This window comes from Anabaena sp. 90 (assembly GCF_000312705.1).
Classification (GTDB): Bacteria; Cyanobacteriota; Cyanobacteriia; order Cyanobacteriales; family Nostocaceae; genus Dolichospermum; species Dolichospermum lemmermannii.
In genome coordinates this window covers 512,729-530,724 of the sequence record NC_019427.1, presented here as the reverse complement: position 1 = coordinate 530,724, position 17,996 = coordinate 512,729, and the positions used below count along the sequence as shown (strand labels likewise).

General features: G+C 36.8%; 15 protein-coding genes. 7 read left to right on the top strand and 8 right to left on the bottom strand.

Annotated elements, in window-relative coordinates:
- Positions 1-34 precede the first annotated feature (34 nt).
- Together ANA_RS02440 and proB are read right to left on the bottom strand one after the other, a co-directional pair.
- Positions 35-1,222, bottom strand: coding sequence for an FtsW/RodA/SpoVE family cell cycle protein (locus tag ANA_RS02440; RefSeq protein WP_041457580.1), 1,188 nt, complete (start codon positions 1,220-1,222; stop codon positions 35-37).
- Positions 1,223-1,324: 102 nt separating this feature from the next.
- Positions 1,325-2,434 (bottom strand): glutamate 5-kinase, encoded by a 1,110-nt coding sequence (proB, locus tag ANA_RS02435; protein ID WP_015078460.1) that lies wholly within the window; start codon positions 2,432-2,434, stop codon positions 1,325-1,327.
- Positions 2,435-2,519: 85 nt separating this feature from the next.
- Between proB and ANA_RS27310 the strand changes: the two genes are divergently transcribed.
- Positions 2,520-2,663 (top strand): hypothetical protein, encoded by a 144-nt coding sequence (locus tag ANA_RS27310; RefSeq protein WP_235081933.1) that lies wholly within the window; start codon positions 2,520-2,522, stop codon positions 2,661-2,663.
- Positions 2,608-2,778: a hypothetical protein gene (locus ANA_RS27305; protein ID WP_235081931.1), complete on the top strand. Its 171-nt coding sequence runs from the start codon at positions 2,608-2,610 to the stop codon at positions 2,776-2,778. The genes ANA_RS27310 and ANA_RS27305 overlap by 56 nt, the downstream gene beginning before the upstream one ends.
- A gap of 101 nt (positions 2,779-2,879) precedes the next feature.
- Here ANA_RS27305 and ANA_RS02430 read toward each other — a convergent pair whose 3' ends face one another.
- Both ANA_RS02430 and ANA_RS02425 read right to left on the bottom strand, forming a co-directional pair.
- Entirely contained in the window at positions 2,880-3,608 is a 729-nt protein-coding gene (locus tag ANA_RS02430) for a hypothetical protein (RefSeq protein WP_015078459.1), read from the bottom strand.
- A 314-nt stretch (positions 3,609-3,922) separates the two neighbouring features.
- Positions 3,923-5,509 carry a helix-turn-helix domain-containing protein gene (locus tag ANA_RS02425; protein WP_015078458.1) on the bottom strand — a complete coding sequence of 529 codons (1,587 nt, stop codon included), beginning with the start codon at positions 5,507-5,509 and terminating at the stop codon, positions 3,923-3,925.
- An 821-nt stretch (positions 5,510-6,330) separates the two neighbouring features.
- Here ANA_RS02425 and fdxB point away from each other — a divergent pair.
- From fdxB to ANA_RS02405, 4 genes are all read left to right on the top strand, one after another.
- Entirely contained in the window at positions 6,331-6,624 is a 294-nt protein-coding gene (gene fdxB / locus ANA_RS02420) for a ferredoxin III, nif-specific (protein WP_015078457.1), read from the top strand.
- Between the two features lie 431 nt (positions 6,625-7,055).
- The gene (coxB, locus tag ANA_RS02415; protein WP_015078456.1) at positions 7,056-7,991 is read left to right on the top strand and encodes a cytochrome c oxidase subunit II; all 936 of its coding nucleotides are present in this window, start codon (positions 7,056-7,058) and stop codon (positions 7,989-7,991) included.
- A gap of 49 nt (positions 7,992-8,040) precedes the next feature.
- Positions 8,041-9,714 carry a cytochrome c oxidase subunit I gene (gene ctaD, locus ANA_RS02410; protein WP_015078455.1) on the top strand — a complete coding sequence of 558 codons (1,674 nt, stop codon included), beginning with the start codon at positions 8,041-8,043 and terminating at the stop codon, positions 9,712-9,714.
- Between the two features lie 179 nt (positions 9,715-9,893).
- On the top strand, positions 9,894-10,490 hold the full coding sequence (locus ANA_RS02405) for a cytochrome c oxidase subunit 3 (RefSeq protein WP_015078454.1): 597 nt from the start codon (positions 9,894-9,896) through the stop codon (positions 10,488-10,490).
- An 841-nt stretch (positions 10,491-11,331) separates the two neighbouring features.
- Here ANA_RS02405 and ANA_RS27300 read toward each other — a convergent pair.
- The 3 genes from ANA_RS27300 to ANA_RS02390 all read right to left on the bottom strand — a co-directional run bounded on the left by ANA_RS27300 (position 11,332) and on the right by ANA_RS02390 (position 16,459).
- The gene (locus ANA_RS27300) at positions 11,332-14,019 is read right to left on the bottom strand and encodes a VWA domain-containing protein (protein WP_015078453.1); all 2,688 of its coding nucleotides are present in this window, start codon (positions 14,017-14,019) and stop codon (positions 11,332-11,334) included.
- Between the two features lie 257 nt (positions 14,020-14,276).
- A complete protein-coding gene (locus ANA_RS02395) occupies positions 14,277-15,248 on the bottom strand; it encodes an AAA family ATPase (protein WP_015078452.1) in 972 nt (323 codons plus the stop codon).
- The gene (locus ANA_RS02390; protein WP_015078451.1) at positions 15,239-16,459 is read right to left on the bottom strand and encodes a hypothetical protein; all 1,221 of its coding nucleotides are present in this window, start codon (positions 16,457-16,459) and stop codon (positions 15,239-15,241) included. The genes ANA_RS02395 and ANA_RS02390 overlap by 10 nt, the downstream gene beginning before the upstream one ends.
- 115 nt (positions 16,460-16,574) lie before the next feature.
- Between ANA_RS02390 and ANA_RS02385 the strand changes: the two genes are divergently transcribed.
- On the top strand, positions 16,575-16,847 hold the full coding sequence (locus tag ANA_RS02385) for a TRADD-N-associated membrane domain-containing protein (protein ID WP_041457575.1): 273 nt from the start codon (positions 16,575-16,577) through the stop codon (positions 16,845-16,847).
- 118 nt (positions 16,848-16,965) lie between these two features.
- On the opposite strand, the gene ANA_RS02380 is transcribed toward ANA_RS02385, so the two are convergent.
- Positions 16,966-17,532, bottom strand: a complete 567-nt coding sequence (locus tag ANA_RS02380) for a Uma2 family endonuclease (RefSeq protein ID WP_015078450.1) — start codon at positions 17,530-17,532, stop codon at positions 16,966-16,968.
- Between the last annotated feature and the right edge of the window lie 464 nt (positions 17,533-17,996).

Below are 17,996 nucleotides of genomic sequence, written 5' to 3'. Positions count from 1 at the left end.
TAAACTAGAGTAATCCCAATACTAATCGGTTAAGCTAAAAAAATCGTCTTCTTGTCTGATTTTCAGATAGTGTTTTTCGTAATGGAACTACGTCGGCTTCACTACTTTCCCTCGCTACGCGAATTAATAAAGCAGAAGATATCAAACTGGCAACCATTGAATTACCACCATAACTAAACATGGGTAAAGGTAAGCCTGTAGTTGGTAAAGCGCCTGTAGTTACGCCAATATGTAATAATGATTGCCCAACCATAACAACTACTACACCAATTGCCACTAATTGAGATGTCAGATTCTTGGATTTGAGGGCAATAATTAATCCTAAAGTAGCGAATATTGCTAACATTAGTAATAGTAAAATACCGCCAATAAAACCAAATTCTTCCGAAAAAATGGCGAAGATAAAATCAGTATCTTGAATTGGTAAATAGAATAACTTTTGTTGAGAAAGTCCAAAACCAACCCCCGAAGTTTGACCAGAACCTACAGCTAATAAACTTTGTACTAACTGATAACCATCTCCTGTGGCATCAGCCCAAGGATTCATAAAGGACATAATGCGTTTGCGTTGATATTCTTTGATACTAATACTGATTATTGCTAACATTACCCCACCAAAGGCTGTTCCTCCCAAGTATTTATATGGTATTCCTGCTGCTAGGGCAATAAACCAAATTGTCATGCCGCAAAGTGCTGTTGTACTTAAGTTAGGTTGGGCAAGAATTCCTAAGAGGACAAGACCGAAAACACCCAGCCAAGATAAACGAATTCCCCAACGCAGTTTTTCCCATTTTCCAAAAAGTGTCGCACTTTGTAAAACTAAAAAAGGTTTAATTAGTTCTGATGGTTGGATAGGAATTGGTCCAACGGATATCCACCTAGCAGCATCAAAGGCTTTTTTTCCTAATCCTGGTACTAAGGTCAGAAAAATTAACATCAGGAAAAATATTAAAAACCAATGAGATACTCCCAAAATTTTCCGCAATGGCAAATTAACAATGATGTTGAAAATAATTAAAGAAGCTATAGCCCAAAGAATTTGCCGTTTGAAATAATATAAACCGTCACCTTGACGTTCATCAGCAACGGGATAGGATGCGGAAAAGAGGATAATTAAGCCAATAAACATCCACGTTAATGTTAGCCAGCGTAATAATCGGGCTTCTAGTCCCCAAGTAGAAACGGAATTATCAAAAATTGGGATTAAACGGAGTAGATTCACAATTTGGTAATTGGTAATTGGTAATTGGTAATTGGTAATTGGTAATTGGTAATTGGTAATTGGTAATTGGTAATTTTCTTCTTTCTTCTCCTGACTCCTGCTTTAAATCAAAACTAAATTATCTCGGTGAATCACAGTATCTGCCTTCTCATAACCTAAAATTGCTGGTATTTCCCGTGACTGTCGGCCGCAAATTTTCTGCAATTCCTCACTATTATAATTCACCAATCCTCTAGCAATTTCCTGACCATTACTATCACATAACTGCACCGCTTCTTGATTGTCAAATTCCCCCTCTACGGCTCTAATTCCTGCTGCTAATAGGGATTTTCCGGCTTTGACAACAGCGGCGATCGCTCCCGCATCTAAATGTAATTTTCCCCCAGGAATTAAACCATAAGCTATCCAGCGTTTGCGGGCTGAAGTTGGTTCTGGTTGGGGTGCAAAGTGTGTACCGATGAGTTCCCCTTGGATAATTTTTTCAATGTTCCGGGGAAACTGTCCTTGGGTAATGACTGTGCGGATACCAGCCGCGATCGCAATTCTGGCCGCAGAAATTTTAGTCATCATCCCCCCAGTCCCCCATTGAGAACCCTGTCCACCAGTTTGAATCTGTAAATCTGTCAGTTCTTGCATACTGCTAACTAAACTAATCGGTTTAGCATCAGGTACAGAACGAGGATCGGCTGAATATAATCTATCAACATCTGTTAATAAAAACAGCCAATCTGCTTCTACTAAACTGGCTACTAATGCAGAAAGGGTATCATTATCTCCAAATTTTAATTCTTCCACAGCTACTGTATCATTTTCATTAACAATAGGAATTACTCCCAAAGCTAGTAATTCTTGAAAAGTATTATTAGCATTAAGATAGCGGCTACGCTGTACCAAATCTGCCCTTGTTAATAATACTTGAGCAATTGGTTGTTGCAAAATACTAAATAAATCATCATATATACGCATTAATCTACCCTGTCCAACTGCTGCTACAGCCTGTTTTAAAGCTATAGTTTTGGGACGTTCCGTTAAACCTAACCGCGCACAACCTACTCCCACAGCACCGGAGGAAACTAAAATTACTCGATGTCCCTGTCGTCTCAAATCACAAAGAGTTTCCGCTAAAGTAGCAATGCTAGAAAGGGCTAATTGTCCGGTTTCTGGTTGAGTGAGACTAGAAGTACCGATTTTAACAACGATTGTTTTGGTCATTTGTCAGTTGTCAGTTGTCAGTTGTTGGTAGGGGCGAAGCATTTGGAAGATAAATTATCGGTCATTGCCAAAAATAGTTCTCCAAATGCTTCGCCCGTACAGTTGTCAGTTGTCAGTAGGGACGAAGCATTTGGAAGATAAATTATCGGTCATTGCCAAAAATAGTTCTCCAAATGCTTCGCCCGTACAGTTGTCAGTTGTCAGTAGGGGCGAAGCATTTGGAAGATAAATTATCGGTCATTGCCAAAAATAGTTCTCCAAATGCTTCGCCCGTACAGTTGTCAGTTGTCGGTTGTTACCAAAAAATTGTACAGCGCCAATCCCTCTCTTGTGAAGGCAAGTAACTAGTTGCTTGTTTGCTAATTTTCCTTAATGGATGCTACGGAGTAGAATTCAGGTGTTAGCAGAGGTCTAGCAGGTCTAAACTTCTGCTTAGTCCTATCTTCTAAAACCCACGGAAGTTATAACCAACTCCCAACAAAACCCCGACATCAGTTTTACTAAAAAACCCAGCATTGACAGCGGCTGTGGCGGTTAATCTACTATTGAGAGGTACGTCTATACCACCAGTGACTAACAAAGCAGTTTCAGATTTATCGCCTGTTTTAATGACTGCACCTAATCCAAGATAAGGAGCTATGGGTAAAGCTTCTGTAAATGGATCTGGTGATTTAAAAGACAAGTCATAAGTGATAGGGACGAGAAATGTTGTGTTTGATCCTAGTATTACTGATGGTCTGACTGATAGAGTTTTGGTAACACCAATTTTACTAATGACAGTAAAGTTACCATCACTTAGGTCTGAAAAGCCACCGGAAGCACCAACGTTGAGACCAACACCGATGTAGCTACTACCACCACGAGTGGCTCTACCTATGCCAATTGGACTTTGTGCGATGCGATTAGATGGTTGTGTTTTTTCACTGGCTTCTGTAGAACCAGAATTGAGCATAACTGATGAAGTTTCTACTGTTCCTGGTATGGGTGTGATTGTTCCACTGGCTATTTCTTCTGTAGCAACGGTGAATATTGATGTTTGGTGGGTGGGAAGAATAATTGTTTCTGGCTCAACTGTCTGAGCATTTACGGAAAGTCCGCTCCCTAAAATTACCAAAGCTGCAAGACTTGGTAAGGTTAAAAAACTTTTACGAAAAATAATATTACTCACGTTCACTCCTCACTAGATTTAAGATTGACACCATCATCTTGACAAATTTCCTTAATACTCATCATTTAACACGAAAAATCAAAATTTGCATCTTGATTTTGTTTAATTAACTAAGTTGTGAGCATTGGTAACAGTTTAAGCAATACCTTTGCCAAATTGAAAAAAGCCTTGATTAATATTTAGGGTTGTTCGCGTTGCGAGGAAAATAGTGCGTATTTATACGGGAATTATAGGCATCCGTCATAACCAAACAAATGTGTTGGGTTGCGCTATCGCTTAACCCAACCTACAAAAAATAGCGGAGGTATTGCTTAATTGTTTTAAGAGATATCTAGCAATTGTCTCAGAAGCATTTGATCGTCTAGTTTCGCTTTTAAACGACCTTTTTCCACGTCACGAATCCAGCTTTGGCTTTTTTCCATCAGCTTTGCTAATTCCCTTTGGGAAAGGTTCATTTTTTTACGTCCTTCTGTCACCTGTTCCCCCAATAAATTACCTGTTTGTTGATGATTACTTTTGGGTTTAGTGGTGCGACGTTGTTTTTTATCTGATTCTGAGCGGTTTTCCCAGTCTGGAGGGAGTTCAAAAGATAAAATTCGGGCATTCAGAAGCAAATTCCATTTACCACGTGGTCCGCTGTCTGTGAGACGATTTTCACCACTACCATCATTAATCCAAAATTCTAAAGCTTCCTCTGGATCTTCAGGAATATCAACTAATTTTGCCCACAAAGGTTGAATTTCTGGGGGATAGGTAACAGGATCAAATAATGGCTTTACTCCATAATGATTGAGAACTTCTAAATCATTTTCATAGGCTTTAAGGAGACGTTTACGTTCTTCCCTGTGTCTAGAAGCTTGAGTCACTTTTTCCTCACCATAAGCAACGCGCAGCAAGGTAGGAATAGTAATCCGTTGTTCTCTACCCATTTTGGTTTTAAATAATAACCAAAGCATAAGTCTCACAGCCCCTTCATGTTGTTGCCACAGACTCATAACTGTGGTTAATAGGGTTTTGGGAAGACTGCCATACTGATAAAATGTGGTGCGTTCTTTGCATCCTTGTCTGTTGAAGAAATGTTGTGTCCAAATCCCAGCTTTGACTGTAAATGTCAGTCCGACTAAATATTTACAACCTTGATCATCTTCTTGAAAATGGTGCTGAGTATCTGTCAAATTCCATAGATAACTATCTTTAATAGAAAAACTGGGAACTCTACCCTGTTGCGGCCAGTCAATAGAAACCATGAGAGAACAAGTTTGATAAACGATGTTTTTAATTAAACCAAGTTTGGTGCTTTTGCTGAGGTCTTTACGTTTTTCTAAGCCCAAATACTGTTCAATTTGTCGTTCATCAATTGTAAATTCTTCTTCCCAAGGTTGATCTAGGGCTGTGATTTGAGCAGCAAAAATGAGATGGATACAAGCAGCACGAATGTCTAGATAATCAATTGCTTGTAAATTATCAGCGCGGTTATTAGCTGGAAATAGGTCTTGGATCTGAAAGGAAATTGTCCCTCGTCCTTGATTAACTGAGCGACTGTAATGTAAATTACCCTCCTCATTTTTTTCCCATTGTAAAGATGTTCGTTGCGCTAGTAAATTACAAGCTTCCCAAATAACTATTGCTGACGCAAAGGGATTATTCTTACCATTAGAAAACAAATCTGGACTAGTCGCATCACGTGGTTCAACTTTGCATCTTCCTTTTTTTGCGTGTGTAGGTATAGGCGCATTTGTTGGACAAGCAATCACACATTGTGGTTGTAAATAATAACCCTCACAATTATTACAAAGGGCAGGATCAACCCAATATTCATCATCTTCGATTTTGATTGCACCCGTAGGACATAGGGGTCGGCAGTTGTCACATCCCACGCAACTGTTGTTAGGAATTATATGTGGCATAGGAACTGTTCCTACTTTAATCGTTGAGATGTTTGGCTCAAGTCTCCCCTTAATGTGTCCAATTGATTCATAACTTGCTACCAAATTACCTCTATAACGAGAAGATATTTTTCTCGCCTGATTAATTACTGATATGGTTAATGAAGCCAGATTTTGTAGCTATTTATATTTTGCAAAGTTAGGCTTCATTGCTTCTTCATTAACTATAATTTTCATAAAGATTTCAATAAGATTGTTCGGGATGAGCTTGGGAGGATTTCTTAATATTTACCTGAATATTTACTGTCATAATGTTTGGTTTGGGCTATATAAATTATCCTAAATGTTTTTGAGTAACATCTTATAGGCGGGAATGGGTAATTGGTAATAAAGAATAGAAAACAAAATGGTTCAAAAATAGAGGAAATGATTTTTTAAAGTTTGTGTTTACTAATACTCTCAGGAGAATATTTTTATCTAATTAGAAAATATTTGCAAATAGGAAGTCAATTAAGCAAATAATAATCTTTGATAATTGATTATTATTCTTGTTACATAAGATATCTTTAGGCTAATTTATCAAGCTTTATTGAAAAAATAAATTTAAACACAATTCTAGAAACCTTTGACTAATAAGCTTTCTATCCAAGCACACTACCCAAATTTATCAATAAGTAATATCATTTAATATTTTGAACTAATTAAAAATAAATAATATTATTTAGCAAGTCATCAAAATTTGACAAAAAGTTAATTTTTGTGATTGAAAAAATGAAATCTCAGGCTAGTATGAAGATTCAAGGATTAACTAACATCTAGCTAAAATTGCTGAGGTTTTATTCATGGCTACATTAACAGGATTGACTTATGGTGGTAATGCTTGGACTCCTAAATTTGCTCAAGAAATAGATAAAGAAAAATGTATTGGTTGTGGCAGATGTATGAAAATTTGTGGTCATAAAGTTTTAGCTTTAATGGCTTTGAATGAAGAAGGTGAATTTGTAGTAGATGAAGATGAAGAAGAAGTTGAACGGAAAGTAATGGTTATTGCTAATCCAGAAAACTGTATTGGTTGTGAAGCTTGCGCTCGGATTTGTTCCAAGAATTGTTACAGTCATGACACACTAGATAAATAACATTCTTGGTAATACGGTGTGATGTTTTGCAAAACACTGGTTATTTTTGTCAAGTTTATCAGCAAGGTAATTAGAGGGGAATCTCGATATTGATCGCAACTGATGAAAAAGTTCGCAGTAAACAGAAACGTAAATCTTCAGTTGTTATCATCTAAAAAAATCATACTTGCTACTATTTTTTCAGCTGCTATTTGATTTATGAAAATATCAACTCTCAAATCCTCGATTTCTTCAAGAACTCGGGGATTTTGTAGTTATCAATATGAAAAAATATGGAAGTTTACCCATTTTTTATTAGTTACAAGCTAGAACAGTAATAGTGAAAATATCAAAGATTGTCTTATCCTCAGAAAATAATTCTGTGGCTACACAAACAAAGTCTATCTTCACTGACTATTGTTTTATTAATGTTTACAAAGCAGGTAGCATTCATGCAAAAAGTTCCTGTTTCGCTGTGGACACTGTTAGCTGGGATGATCATAGCCCCTATCAGTATCTGGGTTGGTCAAAATCATCATTTATTACCGGAAGCAGCATCGCAACAAGCACCTTTGGTAGATGGTTTTTTCAATCTCATGTTGACAATTGCGGTTGCTCTTTTCTTAATTGTTGAAGGGACGATTCTGCTGTTTCTAGTTATCTATAGACGACGCAAAGGAGATAACTCTGATGGTACACCTGTAGAAGGTAACTTGAGTTTAGAAATTTTTTGGACGGCAATTCCTACGGTAATTGTGATTGTTTTAGGTATTTATAGTGTTGATATTTATAACCAAATGGGTGGTTTTGGTGTCGGTAGTCATCCTCACCATGAGTCAGCAGGTGCTATGAATGTTAGTCAAATAGCTAATATTGGGATTGGTGAAAATCCGCAAACCAAAAATAAACCGGCTGATTTGGTTGTAGATGTTAAGGGTATACAGTTTGCGTGGTTATTTAATTACCCTGTAAGTGGTATTTCTGCTGGAGAATTGCACGTTCCTGTTGGTGCTGATGTGCAATTGAATTTATCCGCAGATGATGTGATTCATTCTTTTTGGGTTCCCCAATTTCGTCTGAAACAAGATGCTATTCCTGGAGTTCCCACACAACTGCGATTTACAGCTACAAAAACTGGTACTTATCCGGTAGTTTGTGCAGAATTGTGTGGTGGTTATCATGGTTCAATGCGGACAGAGGTAATTGTTCATGAACAACAAGATTTTGATGCTTGGATGAATGAAAACCAGATTGCAGAAAATCAAGATATAAATCATATAATAGCTGTGAATTTGGAGAATTTATCGCCGTCAGAATTTCTTGACCCCTACATTCAAAATTTGGAAGTAACTCCAACAAATCTTCAGTCATTAGTTATGAGTCATTAGTAATTATTAGCTAATAACTGAAAACTGACAAAAGACAACTCACAAAAATATGACACAAGTAAATTTTCCAGTTAATCCCCCACCTGATGCAAGCGAATCAACAACCCGGCTGATTACTCATAGTTCTCATCCCCCAGCCTGGAAAGTTCGAGATTATTTCACATTTAATACTGATCACAAAGTTATTGGGATTCAATACTTGGTGACAGCCTTTGCATTCTATCTAATTGGTGGGTTAATGGCGATCGCCATTCGCGCCGAATTAGCCACACCGGACTCGGACTTTCTTGATCCAAATCTGTACAATGCCTTCATGACAAATCATGGCACAATCATGATTTTCTTGTGGATTGTTCCCAGTGCAATTGGTGGATTTGGTAACTATCTAGTCCCCTTGATGATGGGTGCTAGAGATATGGCTTTTCCTAAATTAAATGCGATCGCCTTTTGGTTAAATCCCCCCGCCGGATTATTATTATTAGGTAGTTTTATCTTTGGTGGTTCTCAATCAGGTTGGACAGCTTACCCACCATTAAGTCTAGTTACCGCCAACAACGCCCAAACAATGTGGATTTTAGCGATTGTTTTGGTAGGAACTTCTTCAATTTTAGGTTCACTTAACTTTGTCATCACCATTTTGATGATGAAAGTTCCCAGCATGAAATGGGATCAAGTTCCCCTGTTTTGTTGGGCAATTTTAGCAACTTCTATCCTTGCCCTTTTCTCTACTCCTGTATTAGCAGCCGGTTTAGTTTTGCTGTTATTTGATATTAACTTCGGCACATCCTTCTTCAAACCAGATGCAGGTGGCAACGTCGTTATTTACCAACATTTATTTTGGTTTTATTCCCATCCGGCGGTTTATTTAATGATTCTGCCGATTTTCGGGATTATGTCCGAAATTATTCCCACCCACGCCCGGAAACCGATATTTGGTTATAAAGCGATCGCCTTTTCCACAGTCGCCATTTGTGTCGTTGGTTTATTCGTTTGGGTTCACCATATGTTCACCAGTGGCACACCCGGTTGGATGCGGATGTTCTTCACCATTTCCACACTCATAGTTGCAGTCCCCACAGGTGTGAAAATCTTCGGTTGGGTAGCAACTCTCTGGGGAGGAAAAATCCGTTTCACCAGCGCCATGTTATTCGCCATTGGATTACTTTCCATGTTCGTCATGGGCGGTTTAAGCGGCGTAACCATGGGAACAGCCCCCTTTGACGTTCACGTTCACGACACCTATTATGTAGTCGGTCATTTCCACTACGTCTTATTTGGTGGTTCAGTCTTTGGGATTTACGCAGGTATCTATCACTGGTTTCCCAAAATCACCGGCAGAATGATGAACGAAACCTGGGGACGAGTTCATTTTGTCCTGACCTTTATTGGCACAAACCTCACATTCCTACCCATGCACAAACTAGGGTTACAAGGAATGCCCCGCCGAGTTGCCATGTATGACCCCCAATTTACCAGCTTAAACCAGCTTTGCACCATTGGCGCAATCCTTTTGGGTATTTCTGTCATTCCCTTCGCCTTAAACGCCATTTTCAGTTGGAAAAACGGTGAACTCGCAGGTGATAACCCCTGGGAAAGTTTAACTTTAGAATGGACAACCTCTTCCCCACCCATCATTGAAAACTGGGAAGTTCTACCCGTTGTTACTCATGGACCTTATGACTATGGTCATGATAAATCATCGCTAACAGAACCCGTCAGTTGAAACGCAAACATAATTTATCCGCCTTGTACTCAAGTACAAGGCTAATAGTAAAAGTCGGTTAAACCCGACTGGAAAATTGGAATTTTAGTCCGTTTTAACGGACTTGGGCTATGAGACTGGGAATTTATTCCCAGACGGGTGAGGAAGCTAATTGAGAACCAAATACTAGGAATAATAATATGACTGCAATTACACCAATTGAACATCATAGCGACGGGCATGAAGAACATCCAGATTTACGAGTGTGGGGATTAATCACATTTCTCGCTTCTGAATCATTAATGTTTGGTGGATTTTTTGCCACCTATTTGTTTTTTAAAGGGACTACAGCAGTTTGGCCACCAGCAGGAACAGAAGTAGAATTATTTATCCCAGCCATTAACACGATCATCCTCGTTTCTAGTAGTTTTGTCATTCACTTTGGTGATATGGCAATTAAAAGAAATAGTGTGGGTTGGATGCGGTTTTGGTATTTTATCACCGCAATTATGGGGGCTGTATTCCTAGCTGGTCAAGTTTATGAATACATGAATTTAGGTTATGGATTCACTACCAATGTTTTCTCTAATTGCTTTTATTTAATGACAGGCTTTCACGGTTTGCACGTCTTTATTGGATTGTTATTAATTTTGGGTGTATTATGGCGTTCTTTCCGTCGTGGTCATTATTCTGCTACTAAACATACAGGCATCGAAATGGCGGAAATTTATTGGCACTTTGTGGATATTATTTGGATCATTCTCTTCACATTGGTGTACCTGCTCAATATTTTGTAAAAATGGGTAATGAGTAATTACTGGAGTTTAAAAAATTCCTACTCAAAAAATATCCCAATCCTCATGACAAATGTAGGGGTAAAGCAAAAGCTCATAGGTGTCAACTTAAGTTAAAAATGGCTTATCTGTTTGCTTCCACACCCGTCAGGGAATAAATTCCCTGTCTCATAGCTCAAGTCCGTTAAAACGGACTAATAAATTTTCCTAAGAGGATGTTTGAAAACTTTTTCGTGTGGGATCTGACACCCGCAGATCCCCCTAAATCCCCCTTAAAAAGGGGGACTTTGAGGAATTTAGCCCCCCTTTGTAAGGGGGGTTGGGGGGATCTCGATTAATTCTGATACTTTTCAAACATCCTCTAATGCTTAGTCATCTTCAGATGACTTCTGCTATTAGACTGGGAATTCATTCCCAGGCGGGCTACAGGTTTTACTAAACCCCTACACAAGACGTTATTTTCACCTCATACATATTTGATATTTTCTGCAAATAGGTAAGGAACGCAAATTTAATAACCTGCAATTCTGACTTAACCTGAAATGGTGCGTTACGCTGTCGCTAACACACCCTACTTTTGCACTTTATTTAATTCATATTCCTAAGTAATATCAAATCCTGTACTTCGACTATGGCTACGCCACGCAGGCTATCGCTCAGTAACCAGAAAATCCTGATTCAGACAAAAAATACTTGACAAATCCCCATACCTCATAGATAATAATATGTAAGTCGTGCCAAGACTACAAAAATTAAAAGCAAAAAAATCGAGTCGCCAGAGGCGACAACAAGAAGAAGGGAAAAGAAAAAAGCGTAAAGTGCAAAAGGGCAAGAGTGTAAAGAACTAAAGAGTCCTTGCGCCGGAAACTACTAACCGAAACCCAACGGTGTAGTGGTTTCTGCTATCTGGGTAGTAGTCGTAACGATACGCAGAACGGCAAAAACTAGGGTAGTTGTACCAAGAACCACCGCGCAGCAGCCGTTCTGCGCCCTCTTCAACGTTATTGGATTCTATCCATGCCGATCCATCTGTGGGAGCATTATCATAATCATCGTGCCAATGATCATCACACCATTCCCAAACATTCCCGTGCATATCATACAACCCAAAGGCGTTAGCTGTAAAGCTACCTACCGGAGTTGTTCTTTCTCTATATTCACCTTTAGGTTCTTCACCATAGATAGTAGTAGCACTATAATTTGCTAACTTACCTGTGATAGTTTCCCCAAAGTGAAAAGGTGTCGTCGTTCCAGCCCTGCAAGCGTATTCCCACTCAGCCTCACTCGGTAAACGATATTTTCTACCAGTCAGTTGAGATAGTCTCTTACAAAACTCTACTGCATCATACCACGTAATCTGTTCAACAGGTAAATTATTTTCTTGTTTATTTTCTTTGAACTTTGACGGGTTCGGTTCAAGTTCTCGGTTTACCTGTGGACAGTTGGTTGCGACTGCTTTCCACTGCGCTTGCGTCACAGGATATTTCCCCATAAAGAAAGGTTGTACCGTCACCTCATGCTGGGGACTTTCATCATCATAGCGTCCTGGTTCGTCTTCCGGTGAACCCATGAGGAATTTACCACGGGGGATAGCAACCATGTCTAATGTGATATTTCCTGGAAGACTTTCTTGAAAATAATAATTTTGTTGAGTTTCTCGTTTCGTTTCTTCACCACGACGGTTAACAGTAATGACATCAAAATCAAAACTTTGTAACCGGACTTTTCCAAAATTAATTTCTGGACGTTTTAACTTTACTCCCTCAACCTCAATAGTTTCTGACTCGAATATTTTCCGACTTGCTTCTACTCCCTTATCATCACCCCTAACAACAGCACGATAACCTTGTGCTATTTTCAGTAAAGGTTGATAGTTTTCTTTTAATGGTTCAGCTAAAGTTTCAATTACCGACGATAACCGCACCAACTCACCTTTATTATTGCTTAAATAAGCCTGTTGTAATTTTCGCGCTAATTCCTTTGCAGCTTGACTACCTTTTTCAACATAACTCAAAGCTGCCCATTGTTGCACTTGATTTAAGTCATTATTTTGATTTTGGTTACTAACTTGGCGGCTAATATATTGAATCAGAAAATCCGAAAGTTCTTTTAATATTTGTTTGCGGTTTCTTCTAGGAAGTCTTTTGAGTAATTCATTTCTCACTTCCCGTTCCATTTCATATAATTCAAAATCAACCTGTTGACATAAATCTGATAATAATAAATCAGCAACCGCATACCAAAGAAGATTTGATGTTTGATAGAAGAATTTACGGTATAAACAATAAAGTAAATCTGGAGTTAAAACCAAAGGAAAAGCAGCATAAGACGCAAATTTTAAATGTGAGTTTCCTAATAATTTTTCAAATACCGCTATTCTACCTTTAGCATCAAATCCATAATTCCATAAATCATCTGAAGAACCTCTTTCTTCCTCCTCCTTCTCTGGGAGGGAAGGGGGGTGGGGGGTTAGGTTTCGACTTGATAACCATTTCACCATTCTTTGAAACTCCCCAGTCTCCAAAGCAAACATAGGAACTGAAGGATTTATTTTAGCTATTTCTTCAGCCGTATTATCTACCCAACGGGAAGGGGGTAAAGGATTTAACCAAGCTATTTTTTTAGTTTTAGGAATTAATTGTGTAATAAAATCATAAGTTTCTTCCCACCTATCGGGTACAGTGCGGCCACGCGCAGCACCAGCATCACTGATAATAATTACTAGAGTATGTTGTGGAGAAAATTTAGATAATATAGATGTAATAGATTGACCTTGCCAACATTGCGGATCATGGTAAAGTTCATCAGTAGGACTATTATGAAAATAATAAACTTTTGCAGTTTGGTAAATTTGTTGTAATTGACGACAAAATGGGTGAAATGGAGTCATTGAACCACCTTGATCAATTAATAGCACAACTTCCCGATATTTAGTTTTAGGATAAGTAAAAACAGCTTGAGTAAAAAATCCGTGTTTAGTAATATCTATAACTGTATTAGGAATGTCTATTTGGCGAATATTACCAGTTGATTTCTGTATTAATAACTGCCAACTTCTTTGTAATTCCTGACGACTAATAGGTAAATAATAAACTTCTTTGAGTTTCGTTTTTACAGAAGTACCAACTCCATGATCATCAGGCAAATCAGGATTAAATTGTGCTATTTCTGCGGCTGGTTGTGGTAATTCTGGTTCATCATTAATTAAAGCAGGTTGGGGTATTTTTTCTATTTCTGGTTTTTGTCTTTCTCGTTTTAATGTAGAAGCATCAGATTGACTCTCTATCCTTGCATTTTTATAAATAGACTTCTGATTAAATTCGTCCCAACATTGATTAAATAAAGCCTGTTGTTTGCGAGACTTTACCCAAACCGTTTGTAAAACCCCTTTAATAGCTGGTTTATTATCATTTAATACTATGTCAACAGACTTAGACAAAGCCATCAATGCCAAATCATACTGGTCTATAGTCAGAGGTAAACCAGTGGCACGTAATTCCAGAAATAGATTTAGTAATAATGGATTTTTCATAGTGCTTCTATTTTAGCATAGTTATTCACTAAGAGGATGTTTTCTCGTTCCCATACTCTGTATGGGAACGAATTTTAAAGGCTCTGCCTTTATTGATTGTATAGTACAGGAGGCAGAGCCTCTTTGATAGCATTCCCAGTCTGAGACTGGGAACGAGGTAACGAGGTAAACGAGATAAACGAAGTAAAGATTATCCTGTAAATCCTTAAATCCTGGATATTATCTCGACTTCGCTCGATAACCACCTGATTCAGACATTATTTTCCATATTCTTGTTTATCCTGGCGATTTTTTAATAAAGTACCATTATAGGGAAGTTTCTTGTTTTTAAGTTCTTTGATAATATCATTTAATTTTTTATCATCAATCTCATTTTCCTCATTTCTAATATGAAGGTTTAAGACTTGAAACCAATCAATTAATTCACTGGTACTGACTTTTTTATCTGTTTCTTCTTTGTTATCATTCATATCTTCTCGCAAAGCCAAAAAACGACCAATTGCAGCATTTATTAATGTTTCAGGAGGTGCTGAAAATCTGCCATTGATAATTTCTATCAAATCGTCTTTTTTCGGAAATTCCACATAATGATATAAACAACGTCTGAGAAAAGCATTAGGTAATTCTTTCTCTTGGTTAGAAGTGATAAAAATAATTGGTGGTGCATCTTTATTAGCTGTTAACCACCGTCGAGGACGCACATCTTTAATTTCAAAACATTGGTCTTCTAAAGCTAATAATAAATCATTGGGAAAGTCTATATCAGCCTTATCAATTTCATCAATTAAGACGATATTTCTAGATTTGACATTATCTGTTTTTCCATGTTCTAAAAAAGCATGACCTAATGGACCATATTCTAAATAATCTTCAGGGTTTGTACTCTTTAATTTTTCTAATTTTGCTATTTGTGCAGCTTGTAATCTGCCAATATAATCATAGGTGTAAAAGCCATCTTGCGCTTTGCTAGTTGATTGAATATTCCACAGTCGGAAATGCCAATTTTCTCCTTCTCTTTGACTAAATTCATAAAATACAGCGCGCGCAAGTTCACTTTTTCCGCATCCAGGTTCACCTTCTAATAGTAAAGGCCGATTGAGTTGAATTGCTAACTTTACCGCTTCTTTTAATCCATTATCAGGATAGTATGGGTATAGTTTGCGGTTTACTTGTTCGTTCCAAATACCTCCAGAGGGAGGGTGTATTTTTCCGGTGTATTTTAATTCCATGGGTAATTACTCCAAATTTTTAAAGTTGTAAGATTTCTATCAATGTTTAAATATTTATATAACTCAACAAGTAATTCTTGTGCATTATTTTGACATTTATTAATTATTTCATTGGCCATTAATTCTTCCATATTCAATAGATTAATTAAATGATATGGACGATAATCAGCGTTTGGTAATTCTATGATATTTTCATGAATATAGCTTTGATTTTGTAATTGATTTTGTAAATTTTTATCTGTGGCTAATAAAAACATTAACAAATGCCCATCATTATCAGGTGATTTTGCCTGATACATAGTTTGATGGAAATCATATATTTTGTTGATATTTTCGATATCATAGCAATAATGATCAATATTAATTACAAGAATAATATGTTGTTGTTTAAGTTTATTGTAAATGTCATTTTTATGAAAAATAGATTTGAAGTTAGTAATACTTGTACTTAATTGTGTATGGATATTCTCACTAGAACTATTAAGAGTGATAATTGAATATTTATTGATTTTAGTTTTAGTTTGAAGAAAACAACTTTCAATTGCTTTCTCTAATCGGTGCAACATCCAACTACGACTATATAGACAATCATTAGAAATTAAAAAAGTATTTTTACCGTCTTGCACTTTTTCAATTAGTAAATTAATTTGCCTTTCATGATTAAAGAGTTTTAATTTGTCTTCTAATTCAATAGTATTATCTGGTTTATAAGCAATTTCATCTGGGTTTAAACCTAAAATTTTACAAAAGGCATTGAAAACTGATTCTGGTAATAGTTTTTCTTGCCCTTTTTGTTTACTTTTGCGTGCATCTTTTCCAGTACAAAATGTTCGCCAATTTGCATCAGTTAACTGGAACGCAGTCACTTGTTTATCTTCTAAATCTCTAAGAAATTTATCAAGTTGTATTGGCGCACTTACTTGATCAATATATATTCTTACTATATCCCTACTAGATTTATTTATGTCTGAATGAGTTGAAAAAATGTGCAGATGTTTTTCTGATAACTCTGTTAAGTTTGGATTATTTAATTGCGTTGTATTTGGAGTGATTATAATTTTTTCTATTATATAGCGTTTTAATTCTTGTTTAGTAACTTTATATATTGGTGTCTTGGCAGAATTTTGAGTATATCCTTCTTTTTTCATTGCTGCCTTAATTTTTTCAATCCCATCCGAAGAAGCCCTTAGTGTTTTTTCTTGTTGCTCCATGTTTGAATTTCCATCTTCTTGTGATCAGATCATATTTGACCATGATCTGAGTATGCCATTTTTTAGTACAAGAGTCAATATGAACTTGTAAGTAAACAACAGAAAAAAGAAGATTATGCTCAAAAACTACCACCACCACAAACAACTTAAAACCTTAAATGATCAGCAAAATGTGGTATTTTACACTTGGTGGGTTGCGAAAATGGTTCATCTCATCCTCATCTCAGTAGGTATCGGTTTAGTATTTACTGGTAATATCCATGATGGTTCATTAACCACAGTTGCAGGTGTGTTATCGCAGATTTCAGTAGGTAGCTTTGCCAAGTATAATCAATCTCGCTTAGATAAGCAAATTAAAGCGTTAATGGCTAAAATGGATGAAGAGTAAATTGACGTGAAAAAGCTGGTAGGGGTTGAGAATTACGCTTTATCCCTACGAATATATTATCTGGTAGCGTAGCGTGGCGCAAGCCATACCAGGATTAACAGGATGTTCTTGTTTATCCTTATGCAAAAATTTGTGATACTTTTAAATTTAGACTATTAAATTGTGGAGATAAAACTAAATCATCACCAGAGAAAATCCCAATCTCATGATAAATTTCATTAATTAATTCTAAAACTAATATGCTTTGGGTTTGGGGGTCAATAATCCAATATTCAGGAATACCACAATCTTGATATTGTAGACGTTTGGCAATAAAATCTCTATCTCTTTGTAATTCCCCAGGACTAACAACTTCCACAACTAATAAAGGTGGTAACATTGATAGGCGAATAGTGTTCCGATTTGCTAATTGTTGAATATGCTCTTCTCGAATAATAGTCAGGTCAGGATAACGGTTTCTCGGTTCTCCTCTTACTTCCAATTCCAAACCATGTCCCCGCACTCTTTTATGACCCAAGAGAGAGACAAATTGAATTAATAAAAATGTAGCAATTTGCACATTGATTCCTGATTCTGGGGGCATTTCAATTAACTCTCCATTAAACAATTCATAAAGTTTTTCTGTACCATCATCATAAGATAAATATTCTTCAAAGCTTTGAAATTGATGTTTAACTTGTAGCATCAGAGTTACTCCATCTATTGTCTTAGTTAGATTTTAACACTCTTGATTTCTCTTTACGTCTCTGCACGAAATTAAATGTAATTCACTTACCAGAAAATTGTAGACCTTCACATTAGGGCGTTGCTGATTAAGGGTATGAATTTTAGTCTCACGCAAAGGCGCAAAGACGCACTGAGGTTTGAGTTTTAAAGGTTCAATTTGGGAATTTCATACCTCAATTCAGCAACGCCGATAAATTCATGATTTCTTCATGAATATGATATATGAATAAATGTATTTATGTTAATAGTCTAAAAATATACAACAATATCTTCATATCACAAATTTTTATCTACCCAATGGAGGAATCAAGACGTACCCAATAAATATTAAATAATTAAATATTCCGATCACCTGACGAACTTTAACAGTATATCCCTTTGTTTGCACTATACAAACAAGGGATTTTTTTATGCAAATTCGTA

Excerpts from the sequence above, each read along its gene's own strand:
- proB (WP_015078460.1), bottom strand. The coding sequence starts at position 2,434 with ATGACCAAAACAATCGTTGTTAAAATCGGTACTTCTAGTCTCACTCAA.
- ANA_RS27310 (WP_235081933.1), top strand. The coding sequence starts at position 2,520 with ATGCTTCGCCCGTACAGTTGTCAGTTGTCAGTAGGGACGAAGCATTTG.
- ANA_RS27305 (WP_235081931.1), top strand. The coding sequence starts at position 2,608 with ATGCTTCGCCCGTACAGTTGTCAGTTGTCAGTAGGGGCGAAGCATTTG.
- ANA_RS02425 (WP_015078458.1), bottom strand. The coding sequence starts at position 5,509 with ATGCCACATATAATTCCTAACAACAGTTGCGTGGGATGTGACAACTGC.
- fdxB (WP_015078457.1), top strand. The coding sequence starts at position 6,331 with ATGGCTACATTAACAGGATTGACTTATGGTGGTAATGCTTGGACTCCT.
- coxB (WP_015078456.1), top strand. The coding sequence starts at position 7,056 with ATGCAAAAAGTTCCTGTTTCGCTGTGGACACTGTTAGCTGGGATGATC.
- ctaD (WP_015078455.1), top strand. The coding sequence starts at position 8,041 with ATGACACAAGTAAATTTTCCAGTTAATCCCCCACCTGATGCAAGCGAA.
- ANA_RS02405 (WP_015078454.1), top strand. The coding sequence starts at position 9,894 with ATGACTGCAATTACACCAATTGAACATCATAGCGACGGGCATGAAGAA.
- ANA_RS27300 (WP_015078453.1), bottom strand. The coding sequence starts at position 14,019 with ATGAAAAATCCATTATTACTAAATCTATTTCTGGAATTACGTGCCACT.
- ANA_RS02395 (WP_015078452.1), bottom strand. The coding sequence starts at position 15,248 with ATGGAATTAAAATACACCGGAAAAATACACCCTCCCTCTGGAGGTATT.
- ANA_RS02390 (WP_015078451.1), bottom strand. The coding sequence starts at position 16,459 with ATGGAGCAACAAGAAAAAACACTAAGGGCTTCTTCGGATGGGATTGAA.
- ANA_RS02385 (WP_041457575.1), top strand. The coding sequence starts at position 16,575 with ATGCTCAAAAACTACCACCACCACAAACAACTTAAAACCTTAAATGAT.
- ANA_RS02380 (WP_015078450.1), bottom strand. The coding sequence starts at position 17,532 with ATGCTACAAGTTAAACATCAATTTCAAAGCTTTGAAGAATATTTATCT.